Below are 16,800 nucleotides of genomic sequence, written 5' to 3' on the forward strand. Positions count from 1 at the left end.
TCGGGGCAGCATACACTGCCCCTTTTTTTTTATCCTATCCCAATATCCATTTCGTCTTCTTTCCGAAACAACGGTACGCCATTGCCACCAGAAGCCATGAAACGCCGAATGCCAACACTGCGGCGGCAGGTATCTGCAAATACAACGGAACGCCTGCTACCCGCATCAACACTACTGCCGGACCCGTAAAAAAGTAGTGTATCATATAGATTCCAAAGCCGCAAAGCGTCAGGTTGGACAATGCTTTTATCACCCGCTCCGAACGGACGTTTACCCTCTTGGCCCACATAAACACCGGAATAGTCATCATCACCACGTTTAATGAACAGTAAGTGAAGAACAATTCCAACATCTCATCCGTCAAGTCCGGCAATGCCGTCATGTGGCGGAAACCAAAGAAAGTCACTACATATCCCACCACAAACATAGGAATACCTATCAGTACAGACTGGCGCCGTGTCCAGTCATGGTTTCTCAGGTAGTGCCCCAAAAGCAGATAACCATTGAAACCTGCGAAATAGTAAAGCATGCCAAACGAGTTCCATGAGCAAGTGCCCCATAAGTATTTTGACACGAACTCACTATAATAAGGTATGAGCAACGTCACTCCCCATGCCACCAAGAACCAAAGTTTAGCACGTTCCGATGCCTTCTCCACCCAGGCGGAGAATATTGGCAGATAAAGATAAAGTCCTATCAAAAGATAGATGTACCACATGTGCACGTCGAGAAGAGAGAAATTAAAAGGCAACTCTGCAATATATCCCATGCTCACAGTAAGCGACTGGCGCATCACCTCTTCCCCCGAATACGGAAAGAAGTCGAGAATCACCCTTGGTTCCACTCCCAACAGCCCTGTAATCCACGGGAAAAGATTATAAATCACCGACCAGATAAGGAATGGAAAGAGTACCCGTGGAATACGCTTTTTATAGAATACGCCCACATCGCCACGCACCGGAAGCAACAACGCTCCTGTTATCATCACAAAAAGAGGCACACACGGACGCAACACCGCTCCATAAATGGCCCCCCAGAATTTTATATCTGCAATGTTGGGAGCCGTTCCCGGATAGAAGTTGAAGGGGTCTGTGCAATGGCAACAAACAACGGTAAACATAGCTATCAGTCGCACGACATCCAGCCAGACAACACGGGAATCCACTTTCGGAGAGAGGTGAGGAGCAGTCATTTCCATAATATAAATAAGATTAATAGGATTTTCAAAGGTGTAAAGATAAGACAATCTCTGTTTATTCTCATAACGGTGAGAATCTTTTCTCACTATGATGAGAATAAACAAAGAAAACTGCCCCAAAGAAGTAATCAACCTCTTGAGACAGCTTTCGATTAATCTATAGAAAAACGTTTCTTACTTACTGCAATTCCACGGTTTCAGTTGCTTGAAGAAGTCATTGCCCTTATCATCTACCAGGATGAATGCAGGGAAGTCTTCCACTTCAATCTTCCAGATGGCTTCCATGCCGAGTTCCGGATACTCTACGCATTCGATGCTCTTGATATTGTTCTGCGCCAGAATAGCAGCAGGACCACCGATAGAGCCAAGATAGAAACCACCGTACTTCTTGCAGGCGTCTGTCACCTGTTGGCTACGGTTACCCTTGGCAAGCATAACCATGCTGCCGCCATGGCTTTGGAACAATTCTACATACGAGTCCATACGTCCTGCAGTAGTGGGGCCCATAGAGCCGCAAGCCATTCCGGTAGGAGTTTTGGCAGGGCCGGCATAGTAAATGGGATGGTCTTTGATATATTGCGGCAAGTCTTCACCACGGTCCAGACGTTCTTTCAGCTTGGCATGTGCGATGTCGCGACCTACGATGATCGTACCATTCAGTGACAGGCGGGTAGCTACCGGATATTTAGTCAACTCTTTCAGAATGTCTGACATCGGCTGGTTCAGGTCAATCTTCACTACGGCACCCTCGCCTGCATGACGCATTTCTTCCGGAATCAGTTCCCCCGGATTGCTGTCCAGTTTTTCAATCCAGATACCTTCTTTATTAATCTTACACTTAATATTACGGTCGGCAGAGCAAGAAACGCCCAAACCTACCGGACAGGAAGCACCGTGACGGGGCAGACGGATGATGCGTACATCGTGAGCGAGGTATTTACCACCGAACTGTGCACCAAGACCAATCTTATGAGCTTCTGCCAATACCTCTTTCTCAAGTTCTACATCGCGGAATGCGCGACCGTATTCATTACCCGTAGTGGGCAATTCATCGTAGTAGTGAGTGGAAGCCAACTTCACAGTCAGCAGGTTCTTCTCAGCAGAAGTACCGCCGATAACGAAAGCGATGTGATAAGGGGGACAAGCAGCCGTACCCAGTGTCTTCATCTTCTCTACAAGAAAAGGAACCAGTGTCCCGGGGTTCAGGATGGCCTTTGTCTCCTGATACAGGTAAGTTTTATTAGCCGAACCACCACCTTTGGTTACGCAGAGAAATTTGTATTCCATGCCTTCGGTGGCTTCAATATCAATTTGTGCGGGAAGGTTACACTTTGTGTTCACCTCGTCGTACATATTAAGCGGAGCATTCTGAGAGTAACGCAGGTTTTCTTCGGTATATGTTTTGTAGACACCCAGTGAAAGGGCTTCTTCATCACAGTAGCCCGTCCATACTTGTTGCCCCTTTTCACCATGAACGATAGCCGTACCGGTATCCTGACAGAAAGGAAGTATGCCTTTTGAAGCTACTTCCGCATTACGCAGGAAGGTAATCGCTACATATTTATCGTTATCACTTGCTTCAGGGTCGCTCAATATCTTAGCAACTTGCTCATTGTGCGAACGGCGCAACATAAATGACACATCGCGGAAAGCTGTGTTAGCCATTGCCGTAAGACCTTCTTTTTCAATCTTCAGCATTGGTTTTCCTTCAAACTCGCTTACAGACACATAGTCTTTTGTAAGCAGATAATACTCAGTCTTGTCTTCCCCATGCTCAAACATAGGTTGATAGTGGAACGGAGGTGTTGTTGCCATAATTACTCGAATATTAAATTAATGAATTGTAGAGCAAAGGTAAGAACTATTATTGAAATATTTCTTTAATTAGAGTGAAAATGATGCCACCCTTTGCATACGGCCTATCAATTCATCGCCCAGCGCTGTCTTATCTTCAATATGTTTCAGCACTGCCATAACAAACGGATTGCTCTCGAAATCTCCACGCACTTGTTCGAAGTCCATTTCTTTCTCCGCACGCGAACCATCGGCACCGAAGCCGGTCATGGAAGCCAGCGAGAATTCTTTTTTGGCATCATTGTACACCATACGGTCCAACCCCACTACAGCTTCTTTCCACTTCTCTACTATGCGGATGATATCTCCTGTAGTTATATTCTCAGGCTTGATTCCGTAGAATTCTTCCAACTTCTCATAAGCCCACGTCCACTCGTAAGTGTAGTAGTTCTGGTGCATTTTCTCAAACTCCGCATTGATATACTTCAGGCGGTCTACTTTGCCGCACTCTATATCATTAATCAACGCATCTATTTCACTCTTCGGAGCTATCAGGCCGGAAATGTCCACCCACTCACCGCTACCTATCGGAGTTTCGGGTTTCAAGCGGTCACGTATTTCTTCATTGCTCTTGAAGTCTATGCCTTCCAGACGTTTTATGACGGAGTTACCAAGGAATTTATGAATAGCTATCTCATAGAACTGAATACCTTTCACCAAAGCAGAGTTGCGTATTTTTGCACTATGGAAGGAGTAGATATCGGAAAGCTCCCCCGAAGCATGGCGCAGGTTCTGCAACGTTTCCCGCCCCTTGAACATCTTCTGAACGGTGTAAGGGCTGAGCAGATTATAATTAATAAAATCCAGTTTATTCGTATCCGTACGCTTGTCACGTTTCGGCCACTTCTGTGCATCACGGATGGTTCCTACACTGCGCAGGTTGACGCCCGGCACAAGATAAGTGGTATTGTTCTGTTCTATCAAATAAGAGAAAGGCAGGTTGGATGTATCGGAATGATTAACGTGGCGTCCCATTACCAGAGAGAAAGCACCTACACGGGCGGGCCACAGGATGTAAGAGTCGGAAGTAGTCTTGGCACCACGCTCCAGCGTTCCCTGATGAATCGGCCCTAACTTATACATATGATTACTCTGGTTGGACCCCGAACCGGCATTCATGAATGAGAACATACCTGCAATCAGCAAAGTAGATTTATGGTGTGTCACCGTGAATGGTCCGGCAAAAATGGCACAGGCTTCACCATTCTCTCCCTGGCAATTACTGAAGAAAAGCGATTCTGATGCCGAATAATTGTGCCCCAGGCGACAAGCCTGCCCCACAAAACAGCGGCTCAACATGGCGCCGTCGTCTATATGCGAACCGGAAGAAATGATAAAGTCGTCGCAAATAACTCCATGACCGATATGCACCGGTGCTTCTTCATTGCTGTTGACACTACCATTAAAGAGACGGCATGTTCCGCAAATGCGGCAATAATCTCCGATACGCACATTCTTGATAGAACCCGTATTGAGTATCATCACGTGATTGCCGATAGTGCCCACCGCAGAAGCATGCTTATTGGAGTAAAAGTCAGTGATGGCTTTCATCCGGCAAATCAATTCCGGACGGTGACGGTAAAGGGCCAGGATATAAGCCTGATGTGCAGAAAGCTTATCATTGATAAGCACTTCACGTCCACCGGTTTCATTCAGCACAGACACCTCTACCCCATTACCGAATTTACTCAGCCCGTCTACCAGGATAATGTCTACATTCTCAATGAATGTATCATGCCCGATTTCATAATTAGCAATATAATTCTGGATATTCTCTATGCAGCAATTGTCCCCCACCGTAACATTGTGGAGCGTTACATGGCGCAAACCGGAATGTTTCTTAATCCCTCCCGGCAATGTAAATTCTGATTGAAACACGCCCAAACGTACACTTCCTGAGAAGCGGGTGTGATGCACAAATTCGGTAGCAAAGTTTTCCGCTACCGTTACTTTCCCCCAATCATCCGCCAGACACGACTGGCTTTTCAACCGAAGTACTTCATCTTCAGTTAAACGTCTGTAGTTCATAACAATAAAATTAAGAATGATGAATGAAGAATGAAGAATTACCATGCAGCACAATAGTGTGCAGCCTGATTCTTCATTCATCATTCTTCATTCATCATTGATTACTCTTCTTCTTCGTAGGTCTGATAAAGAAAATCGTTATAAGGGTACTTCTGTACATGCAACTCTTTCACACGTGCGTAAACCACACTCTTGAGTTCTTCTAAATTGATTTTTTCGCGAGCGGAAATAAAGAGGCAATTATCCTCCATCTTTGCCATCCATGTCTTCATCAGTTCCTCGAGTGTCAAGTTTTCCTTTGTTCTGGGGGTAAGGTCGTCAGACGCTTTCTCTACATAAGTATAAGCGTCTATTTTATTAAATACTAATATCATTGGTTTACCGGCCGCACCGATATCCGCCAATGTTTTATTGACTACTTCTATCTGTTCCTCAAAATCCGGATGCGAGATGTCCACAATGTGCAACAGTAAATCTGCTTCGCGCACCTCGTCCAATGTAGATTTAAAGGAGTCTACCAAATCTGTCGGCAACTTACGGATGAAACCAACCGTATCCGAAAGCAGGAATGGCAGGTTATCAATGATCACCTTGCGCACCGTAGTATCCAACGTTGCAAACAGCTTGTTTTCAGCAAATACTTCGCTCTTGGCAAGCAGATTCATCAAAGTGGATTTACCCACATTGGTATATCCCACTAATGCCGCACGGATCATACGTCCACGGTTCTTTCGTTGAGTTGACTTCTGTTTATCAATCTCTGCCAGGCGCTCTTTCAGCAATGACATACGGTTCAAGATGATACGACGGTCCATTTCCAACTGCGTTTCCCCCGGACCACGAAGTCCTACTGAACCTTTACCACCACCTGCGCCGGAACCACCACCCTGGCGTTCCAAGTGAGTCCACAAACGTTGCAGACGAGGGAGCATATACTTGTACTGTGCCAGCTCCACCTGAGTTTTCGCATTGGCAGTCTGTGCCCGCATGGCAAAAATATCGAGAATAAGCGAAGTGCGGTCCAATATCTTGATCTTCAACTCCGCTTCAATGTTACGTATCTGTTTTGCAGAAAGCTCATCGTCAAAAATCACCATACCGATTTCCCGTTCAGCTTCCTCCTCGTTCCGGATATATTCTTTAATTTCTTCCAGTTTACCTTTGCCGACGTAGGTCACGGAATGTGCCTGGTCCAACTTTTGAGTAAACCGTTTCACTACTTCCGCCCCGGCTGTCTCAGCCAAGAATGCCAGTTCATCGAGGTATTCGTTCGTCTTGCGCTCATCCTGTGTTTTTGTGATAAGACCAACCAATACCGCCGTTTCTGCCTGTACTTCGGAGATTACAAATTCTTTCATTTACTATACCTTAATTTATATATATGTACTATTAGCGGCGGCAAATATAATTATTTTTGCAGAAATCCTTCAGAAATCTTTTCATTTAATTCAGAAACGATATCCTTGTAATCAGCCCGCCTGCCGCACGCATGTATTTCTAATAACGGATATTTATCAGCAATGTTCGCCAACAAATCTTCCATAGAGGGAGCGGCTGGAAGTTTACTATACTCTTCATAAGTATAGGTAAGAAAAACCACATTAGGACCTATTCCTCTATTATCCAACAGATACCCCTTGTTCAAAGGAGTAGGCAGGCGCAAGCCACCTCCTACTTTCAAATCTCCGGGCGCAGGATAAGATAATATACGGGTACGCGCCTCATCCATAATGACCGGAACCTGATGTAAATAATCAGCCTTTGTCTTATATACATACACTATCGGTGAGGTGGAAGCCGGATTACCACCTGACTTAGCCGGAGTGGTTACCATAGAATTCATTTCTATTTTAGGTATATCAGATGTCACTGTTGTTTCTTTTTTTGCAGAGCGGCATCCAGCCAATAAGGCAATCAAAGCCACTACTCCTATATTAATTTCTTTTCTCATTTTAAAAATTTACATTGTTTGGTTCCCTTGTTCGTAACAGCTTGCAGAATATACACCCCCGCAGGATATTCCTCGCAAGAGAAAGTTGTATTTATCTTTCCTTCAGTCTGTATCTGTCTCAGCAGACGTCCGTTCACATCGTATACATTCAATTCACGCGCTCCTTCCGGTAAATAAACAGTCACCATTTCTTGCCGCTTATCGCAGAAAGCAGTAAATTGTATCTCTTGTTTCATTTCGGAAATTGAAGTAAGATCAGCCTTAATGATAATTTCATTCGTGGTATCAGCACCTCCACGAACAATTTTCCAAGCCGCATCATTGGTTCCCTTGTAGACCGCAACAATACGATCACCAGGCTGCGGAGCCAATAGAATTTTGCAAGAGAAGATAAAAGCTCTACCACTATATACCTGCAAATTTGAAATGGACTTATTTTCATCTGAAATCACTTCCCGCAATTTCTGATTTTTATCCACCATAGCAAGAGCAGCAACTCCATTGAACGGTGTGAGACCAAAATTTCCAATTGCCCCAACTGTCACACTAAAAATAGTATTTATATTAAACTGATTTTCAGTCGTTTCTAAACCTACATAAGAACCACTGGCAAACATTCCCAACAAAGACTGATAATCTGAGTTTGTATCTTCTTTTGTTAAACCCAACACAGCATCTTGCCCCTGTGTGAATCCACCTCCGGAAGCACCTCCGGCTCCTTGTGCATCCGGGTCTAAAGCAGAAAGCAAGAAAAAGCCATTACTAGCTCCGCCCCACCCCCAGTTCACTTTGAAATAGTCATCGGTTGTATAGCCACCCAATATAAACTGATGCCCTTCATCCTTAAGAGTCATGCCACCATAAAGCACAGGACCTACTGTCTCTAGTTCATCTTTCAACATTTGTATCCATTCTGCATCTGAGTACCATTCACGAAAAAGATACAACATGCCTTTATTGTACTTCATATATTTTGCTAATCCTTGAACAGCGGTTAATGTTGCAGCACCGGTTCCACCAGCAGAAGCAGTATTAAACCTAGCCTGAGCCATGACACCACAATCGTACATCAATGTTGCAACTTCATTTTTAGCAGTTTCCGATGAGTTTCTATCATATTGAAGCGGCATCATATTCCAATCATAAGTGTTGCCCAGACTTCTTTCCGGTATGGTCATTCTTGTTCCGGAACTCTCTGCTTCATAATTGTAAGCAGGGAGAATACCCACGCCTGCATCCGGCCATTGATGATATCGCATAAGTATTGATATTGCCGTTGCAACACATCCTGTAACAGTCCGGCTACCTCTAATTTCAGGACAAAGGGTATTATAAGGGTCCAGTTGGTTCCAGTTTGCCGTTTCATATTCCTTCACCACAGTTCCGGCAGCAGTCTTCGACAAACTTGTCCACGCTTTAGCGACAGCATCAGAAGCGACTAAACCTGACATCCTGGCTTCATTAATCTGCTCTCTCAATCCGTTCATCCAACTTTTTAAATTAGTTGGCATCCCATCTACAACAAAACTATCCGTAGAAGAATAACCCAATACAGGCATAACCGCGTCATCCCCGGCAATGACTACAAATCCCTTCCGGTCAGTACTGTTAAAGACGTAGAAAGCCGGAAATGTTCCGGCATTACGAGTGTTCACATCTTCTCCATCCCACACCATTTGTAACTGAGGCGACACAGTACTACGGGTCTGAATACTTGTTTTAAAGAAGTCAATAGCCAAAGCTCGTGCTTGCTCTGCTGTCACATTGTCAGCAAGAAGAGCGCCCGAAAAAAAAACAAACAAAAAGAGTAGTGTATACCTCATATAGTTTGGGGTTAATTACTAAATAGCACCTCAACGAATGATATAAGTCAATCAGATTTATGGTTCATTAGAAAGACAAAATTACGGAAATATATGATTCGGCAGATGATTTTGAATACTTTTTTTCATAATCCCATTTCAAACGAACATTTCTAATAAGAAATCGCTCACTTTAGGATATAAAAACAAGGCTATCCTCAGTTATGGGATAGCCTCTGAAAAAACGTTCTTATATAAAGATGCCAGAAGAGAGTTTTTAATGTGGATTAAATAAAACCTTTAAAACATTCTTTCCCTGTCTCACAATATAGAGACCATTCTGTGAAAATGCTACGACACCTTTTCCTCTTATACTTGTTATTTTAACCCCATAGCTGGAATATACATCAATCATTTCATCAGGATTTTCACTGGAAATATCTAACCCGGTACCTGTAGTAATAACTTTTAAAGGCTGAATGGATTCAGCTTGTTCAATACCAGTTTCTACGTCCGTAATCGTGAAGACAAGTCTCAGCTCATTGCCGGTGAACTGTTTCCATGTATCATCTTTCCGATAACTTCCTATCGCATAATACTCTCCTGCCGGTAATCCGGGATTTCCAGAAATGGTGATGGTACTGGAAGCACTACCCGGTATTACGGTATAATCACTTATGCGTGTATAAGGAAGCAGTGCTCCATTTTTGCGTATATAAACAGCAAAGTCGTCTTCATACTTCATTCCCTTATTCTCTACTTGCAGTGTAAAGGTCATCTCTTTTCCTTCCACAGCTTCGCCAACCAACACAGCCGGAGCAAGTTGGGATAATTCGAACTTACTTCCCGGGGTATTAAGCACAATGCTGTTGGCAGTGACTTCAACATTATAATAAGTACTCACATCTTCCAGACCACGTAGCATACTCGGCTCTTTCTCACCCTCTTTTTGTGAGGCAAAATGAAGTTGGTAGCTACCATTGGGTACTGAAGCAGGGATTGTTCCGCTTAATGTAATGCTGTTCCATCCACTTCCTATGTTTATACCCGAAAATGCGCTGGGGCTTGTAAGAAACGTAACAAACTCGTCTCCCTGATATAAAGCTAAACCAATAACACCAGTCATAGGTGTAGCAGTGTTCCAGATTTTAGTAAATCTTATATCGACACTTTCATCCCTCGCATATTGATTTTTAGTAGCTTCCATACTCCCTTCCAATGTAAAACCACTAATGATTTCTCCGGTTGTTTCTGGCTGTACAAGTAACATAATATATTGCATGGCATTATAAGCCCCGCTTCCGCTTCCCGTACCGCCCGCTCCCGGGTCCAAAGCACTCAACGAATAATATCCGTTGGCATATCCGCTCCATCCCCAATTGAAGTGGTACATGTCTTTCTCATCGCACCCATCCAGCACAAACGCATGGCCTCCTCCGGAACTTTGTCCGCTATACAGAATAGGGCGTCCAGCTATTAATTCCTTTTGAATCAAATTCTTCCAGCGTCCTTCGCTATTATAATCACGCCCTTCAAAATACATATTAGGGTTATATCCGAAATATTTTGTCAAGGCATTATACTGCGTGAAGATACCTGCACCACTACCACCGGCGGCATTCAGATTATAATCCATATCCATAGCAACACCACAGTGTAACATTAATTCGGCCACCGCTTTCTTTTGCTCCTCAGTTGCCGTACCTGTATATTGAGGTAACATCAGCTCCCATTTATAGTTAGCCTCAGCATAGTTCACGGAAAGTGTTTTCCTTAGGGTCGCAGTTGTATAACTGTAACTTCCTATTCCCTGTTTGGGATATTCATAATATTTCATCACCATAGCCAATGCTGTGGCAGCACAACCGGTAACAGTTTTTTCTCCCCTTTCTTCCGGACAATCCAGATTATACGGGTCTCCCTGATCCCATTCTATTTTGTCTAAAAGCGGAGCAATGACCGGAGGTATTGTTCGCGTCGCCGAACTTTGAACCTCAGCCGTTTTTTTCACAAAACTATCATTTTCATTCATTCGCTCCATCTCAGTTGCATAAAAATCCAGCCAATACTTAGTGTTAGGAGGTAAATGAGCATAATCCAGACTTCCTTTTTCAGAATATGCCAATATTTCACGCGCACAATCATCACCCGAGATGATGACAAATCCATCATCATTCCCTGTATTAACAATATAATAAGCTGGATAAGCCATAGTACGAGTCTGTATGCTTTCTCCGTTTATCAGTTTCAGCCCCTTTACATCAATGTGCTTCATGGCTACATGAGAACGCACAAATGTACGGGCAATTTCTAATGCTTGTTGCGGGGTGCGTGGAGCCGCAAAAAGCCATCCTGAGCAAACCAGGGAAACAAAAACAAGGGTGATAATAGCTTTTTTCATATTTCAATCATATTAATGATGAAAAGACTATGCCGTAAAATAGCATAGCCTTTTCTATACATAAAGTCAATTATTCAAAGAACAATTTAATTTTTCGTCATAGAGCATTCTGCATATACAGCCCAATAGCCTGCATATACTCCGTCCTTAAATACACCTACACCAACAATACCATTCGGATTAAATACGATTTCATCGAATGTTTCATTCCAGGTTGCATCTAAAGATTTCACAAGTCCGCCACTCATACTCATCGGGCATACTCTAACTTCACCTATAAAGCCAAAATTGAGTGTATTGTAAGTTTCACCTTCCACCAACGACAGTGTTCCGGCCGTCTTGTTGTATTTTACAATCCAAGGGATAGACGCTTTGTATCCTTGCGGGTCTGTAAAGCCTTCGAAGATAAACCTCTTCTCCAGATTAGCTTCATCTCCACCATCCGAAACTACAACCGTGAAATTAACAGGAGCACCACTTGCAGCATTAACAGCATTAAACGTCCAGGTACCCATTAATTTATCGTAAGGTTCTATTTGCTCCTGAACATTTATCTTACAAGAACCAGTTCCGATAGAAGCTCCTTTAGCTCCTGTTATTTCGAGTTTGAATGAGCGATCAAAATTATCTTCCTTTGTTACAACATCAAGGTATATTTCTACATTAACAGTTTCTACACCTGCAGGTATTCTGATTTGTCCGGAGGTAAGAATTACCGTCTTATCATTTTCCATAACTACCCCGGTAACATCTTTCACAGTCACGGTAGCTTCAATAAGACCACTATGATCTCCTGACACCTGAATAGGAACTTGAATACTTCTAACATTCTCCTTCACGTCCATTTCGCCTTGGGCGAATCCGATAGTGGCACTGCCGGAGTTTATAGCATCATCGTCATCGCTACAAGCTACCATCGATAGAGGCAGTAAGAACGCCACCAATATTTTCAAATATTTCATAAACTTATTCTTTTTAAATTAATAACCGGGATTCTGTTGTCCTGCCAATTGCGGATTTGTTTCCATTTCAGCAGATGGAATAGGCCATACGAAGCGATAATCTCCTGCCGGATATGCAAGTTCTTTTCCATTCGGAACAAGAATATTATTGATATCCGGATTCTCTGGATGATCAGGATTACGTTGGAAACCAATACCCCAACGGCGCAAGTCACTCATACGGAAACCTTCACCAATCAACTCTTTCAAACGCTCGCTGCGTATTTGTTGAACCAAAATCTGATCAGCATAATTAATCTCTTCATAATCAGCGATACGCTTGCTACGCAATTCATTCAAATATTTATTTGCCAAAGTCTGATTTGTAGTAGCAGCCGCTTCAGCAGCAATCAGGTAAATTTCACCCATGCGGAACATCTTAGGCATATTCACATAATTAGGTGTAGCAGTTGTTTTCAAAGATTCATTACCCGGATATTTCTTGAATACATAAGCCGGAACATCATTACCATCTACAGCCAGCTCCCACACCGTGAAGAAAGCATCAAAACGAACATCTTCTTCGTCATACATATTTAAAATGTCATAAGTAGGAATATAGTCTGCACCATCCAGTTTAGTGCTCAGATAAGCACCACCAAGTGAAGAGCCTAATTCAGTGGAACTCATGAACGGGCGGAAAATAGCTTCAGTACCTTCGTCTTTTGTCCACATAGCCTCATAAGCACTTATTTCTGCCAATTTATAGATTTGAGACTTAATGATCTCCTCAGCTTTTGACAGAGCAGTTGCATTGTCACCTTTCAGCAAAGCAATACGTGCTTGCAGCGCTAATACTGCATAAGAAGACAAATAGGCGGCGTTGGGAGCAACAAATTCATTATCGCTCTTTTCATATTCAAGCAATGCATTATAAGCATCAGTCAAATCATCGCTTATCAGTTTATACGTCTCATCTTGCGTGCTACGTCCAGGATATTTGCTACTGTCACCGGTCGGATTGTAAACAGTCACCAAAGGTAAACCTCTACCCGGAGATTGTGCAATACTTGCCGAATAAGTTGAGCAATAATGATCGGCCAGCCAGTAATAGCAATATGCTCTCACAAACTTAGCTTCCCCATCATAACGAGCCAATTCTGCATGCTCTTCAGCAGTATATTCATTATTTGTCAACATCTCATCCATCTTATTAATAATGAAGTTAGCTGAGTTTATTATCGAATATATATTTCCCCATATAGTGGCAATATCTCTCGTTGACGAGTTGATATTTCCATTAGAGAATTCACCAATACGGTTTCCGTTAGTAGTGACTCCCTGGAATATATCCATCTGTATTTCCGGATAATTAACATATCCGCCGGTGGTGAGACTTCTCATACTCGCATAGAGTCCATTGCGAAAACGACGGCAGTCATTCAGATTCTGGATGGCAGTATCATTGTCAAGACTGCCATAAGGTTTCTTGTCCATATCGCAGGAAGTAACCAATGCGCCCACCATTAATAGTGCAAATAATATTTTTTTCATAATCATCTTTTTCTTAATTAAAATGTTAATTCAACACCAAATACGAATTGTCTTGTATTAGGATATCCAAACTTAATCAAGTTGATATCAGGTTCAGGGTCATAACCGGTAAAGTTAGTAAGTGTCCATAAGTTACGGCCGGGGAAGAAGATGTTGAAGCGCTCGATTATATTACTACGTTTCAATAACGATTTCGGCAATTCATACTGAACGGTTACGTTCTTCAAACGGAGAAACGAAGCATTCTCCACCAAGTGGTCGTCCATTTGAATAGCTTCTGTAGAAGCAGGAATGTCTGTGATTTGTCCCGGTGTGGTCCAGATGTTCAACATATTTGTAGTCTGGTTCTTAGCGAGGCCCTGCTCTGCATTTTCTATGAAGTATTTGTCATTACTCATCAAGTACTTCTTACCTGCCCAAGTAAAGTCAGCGCCCACAGAAACACCTTTCCAAGTGAATTCTGTACCAAAGCCTCCACTCAACGGAGCATATCTATCCTTACCAATCAAAACGGCATCTCTCTCCTGGTTAAATACTTTAGTCAGATTGCCATCTTTATCATACCATATTTGTTTTCCATCGCGTGGATCAACACCGGCTCTGCGCACAAAATATAATTCACCAACAGAATGACCTACCTTATATTGCAAGCCATAGTCGGGCAAACTATATTCATCACGTCCGTTGAACAGCTCTGTAATTTCATTCTTATTATAGTTGAAGTTAGCTCTGAATCCCCAATAGAAATTACTGTTTTGAATAATATCTACCTTGAAATCCACGTCAACTCCTTTGTTAACCATAGCACCAATATTTCCGGCACCAGAACTAAAACCAGTAGTATAAGAATAAGGTATATCCATTAATAAATCAGTTGTCTTCTTCTGATAGAAATCCACATTGGCAGTTAAACGATCGAATATGCGGAAAGACAAACCAACATTGACACCTGCCACTTTCTCCCAAGTTAGGTCCGTGTTACTGGCTTGTGAAATCCCCAAAGAACCTTCGCTGTTGTAAGGACTTCCAGAACCAATTAAACCAAAGTAAGCATAATTACCAATACCGGAGTTACCAGTGGTACCATAACTTGCCTTTACTGAAAGTTCATTCACCCAATCAATGTTGTCCATGAAGTTTTCCTTCTTCATATCCCACATAGCACCAACTGACCAGAAATTAGCCCAACGGCTGTCCTTGGGGAACTTAGAACTTCCATCACGTCTGTAGGTTACGTCCAGATAGTATTTAGAAGCATAGTTGTAACTACCAGTGAAGAACATAGAGTTGAAAACTGTTTCCACTTGCGTATGCGTCAAGTCATCTTTAGGTGAAACCGGAGATGGAGCTTGTGTCAGTTTCATCTGGCGAGCATCCGTATGACCTTCAGTAAACACTCCAAAACTTCTGGATTTAGAGATGATAGATTCTTGTCCGGCCAAAACGCTTACATTGTGGTCATCAATATTGAATTTATATTCAGCTGTATTCGTATATGTAAATGCATAATATCTGCTAAAGCTTTCCTGACGATAACCATCGCGTGCTGCAACACTAGTTCCCATCGGCGTCTTGAACGCTTCATACGGAAGCCCGATATTGGACAAAGTAGAGTCATATGCATCGATGGATTGTTGTGCTCTAATGGTCAATCCTTTAATCGGAGTAAGCTCTTGATAAAGATTGATGTTGGCAGTGACAATTCTTCTTTGTACATCACGGTTGTCATTAACAAAGTCGGGGGTAGTCAATCCGCTGTAAAGCAAATGAGAAGCTCTGTCACCCCATTGGATGTTTCCGTTATCGTCAAACGTATAAAAACGGGGAGAATCATAAGGCAATGCAAATCTGGCGAAAACAGACGGGCTACTTGTATAAATGCTTGTAGATTCTGTTTCATTATTAGTTTCATACTGGCTATAGCCCAAGTTTGATTGCAAACCTACTTTTAACCATTCTTTCACGCGTGTATCGAAGTTAAAGCGAAGTGCTTCACGACGAAGACCAGACTGTGCAATAATACCTTCTTGTTCGTGGTGATTCAAAGACAGATAGTAAGACATATTGTTGCCACCACCATTTATAGCAGCATCTAATGTATAAGTTGGTGCATGGCTATCAAAAACTTCATCACGCCAATTGGTGCTGATGCCATATTTTTCCACTCTATCTTTAATAGTTTGTGGAACAGGGTTGCCTATCAATTCACGGAATTGGATATACTGTGAAGAGTTCATCATATCCACGTTGTCCTGAACCATACTGGAAAAACCATATTGAGCACGCAAAGTTACACTGGCTTTTTGATCGAACTTACCCTTCTTACTGGTAATTACAATAACACCATTCGCAGCACGTGAACCATAAATAGCTGTAGAAGACGCATCTTTCAATACAGTGATATTCTCAATATCACCAGGGTTCAACGAGTTAAAAACAGATGAGGTAATTGGAGCGCCGTCCAAAATGAACAATGGAGTATTACCTGCATTTATTGAGTTCACGCCACGCAGACGAATCGTTGCAGATTTAGAAGGATCACCGGAGCTGGATAATACAGATAGACCGGAAACCTGGCCGGCCAAAGCATCGGTGAAGTTCACCGTAGGATTCTTCTCCAGTTTCTTTCCACCAACTGCAGCAACTGAACCTACTACAGAACCTAACTTCTTTCCAGTTCCGTATCCTACAATAATAACCTCATCAAGTAGTTCTGTATCAGGCTTCAATGTGACTTTTACATGAGAAGCAATTGTCACTTCTTGTGTCTGCATACCAATGTACGAAATCAGCAAAGTCTTCGCAGAACTACAATATGCATAAATCGTTAATAAACAGATTGTTAGTAATTTAAGAGAACTTGTATAAGCAGACGACACGTCCAATAAAAGTCAATATAAACGGGGTGATCTTATTTAAGATATACCAATATGATACCAATTACATTATTAAACATCTGACAATATGGCGTTTACAAGCACTATGGTAGTACGTTTACCATATTAAAAATATACTTTTCTTTTTTTAAAGCACTACCTTTTTAAAAAATACTCTGTTGAATGATTATCACA

At 42.5% G+C, this 16,800-nt stretch carries 10 protein-coding genes; all 10 read right to left on the reverse strand.

What is annotated here, in order from left to right; translation table 11 throughout:
* Positions 1 to 34: 34 nt before the first annotated feature.
* On the reverse strand, positions 35 to 1,198 hold the full coding sequence (locus QZ135_RS04840) for an acyltransferase (protein WP_294606378.1): 1,164 nt from the start codon (positions 1,196 to 1,198) through the stop codon (positions 35 to 37).
* 174 nt (positions 1,199 to 1,372) lie between these two features.
* Positions 1,373 to 3,013, reverse strand: a complete 1,641-nt coding sequence (locus tag QZ135_RS04845) for a fumarate hydratase (protein ID WP_294606380.1) — start codon at positions 3,011 to 3,013, stop codon at positions 1,373 to 1,375.
* 69 nt (positions 3,014 to 3,082) lie between these two features.
* Positions 3,083 to 5,080 (reverse strand): DUF4954 family protein, encoded by a 1,998-nt coding sequence (locus QZ135_RS04850; RefSeq protein WP_294606382.1) that lies wholly within the window; start codon positions 5,078 to 5,080, stop codon positions 3,083 to 3,085.
* Between the two features lie 101 nt (positions 5,081 to 5,181).
* Entirely contained in the window at positions 5,182 to 6,438 is a 1,257-nt protein-coding gene (gene hflX / locus QZ135_RS04855) for a GTPase HflX (protein ID WP_294606384.1), read from the reverse strand.
* Positions 6,439 to 6,488: 50 nt separating this feature from the next.
* Positions 6,489 to 7,031 carry a hypothetical protein gene (locus tag QZ135_RS04860; protein ID WP_294606386.1) on the reverse strand — a complete coding sequence of 181 codons (543 nt, stop codon included), beginning with the start codon at positions 7,029 to 7,031 and terminating at the stop codon, positions 6,489 to 6,491.
* A complete protein-coding gene (locus tag QZ135_RS04865) occupies positions 7,028 to 8,854 on the reverse strand; it encodes a thiol protease/hemagglutinin PrtT (RefSeq protein ID WP_294606388.1) in 1,827 nt (608 codons plus the stop codon). The genes QZ135_RS04860 and QZ135_RS04865 overlap by 4 nt, the downstream gene beginning before the upstream one ends.
* Positions 8,855 to 9,110: 256 nt before the next feature.
* Positions 9,111 to 11,234, reverse strand: coding sequence for a C10 family peptidase (locus tag QZ135_RS04870; protein ID WP_294606390.1), 2,124 nt, complete (start codon positions 11,232 to 11,234; stop codon positions 9,111 to 9,113).
* Between the two features lie 86 nt (positions 11,235 to 11,320).
* A complete protein-coding gene (locus tag QZ135_RS04875) occupies positions 11,321 to 12,196 on the reverse strand; it encodes a hypothetical protein (protein ID WP_294606391.1) in 876 nt (291 codons plus the stop codon).
* Positions 12,197 to 12,214: 18 nt separating this feature from the next.
* Complete coding sequence (locus tag QZ135_RS04880; RefSeq protein ID WP_294606393.1) at positions 12,215 to 13,729, reverse strand: RagB/SusD family nutrient uptake outer membrane protein; 1,515 nt, start codon at positions 13,727 to 13,729, stop codon at positions 12,215 to 12,217.
* Positions 13,730 to 13,746: 17 nt separating this feature from the next.
* Entirely contained in the window at positions 13,747 to 16,608 is a 2,862-nt protein-coding gene (locus QZ135_RS04885; RefSeq protein WP_294606395.1) for a SusC/RagA family TonB-linked outer membrane protein, read from the reverse strand.
* Between the last annotated feature and the right edge of the window lie 192 nt (positions 16,609 to 16,800).

Source organism: uncultured Bacteroides sp. (assembly GCF_905207245.1).
Classification (GTDB): domain Bacteria; phylum Bacteroidota; class Bacteroidia; order Bacteroidales; family Bacteroidaceae; genus Bacteroides.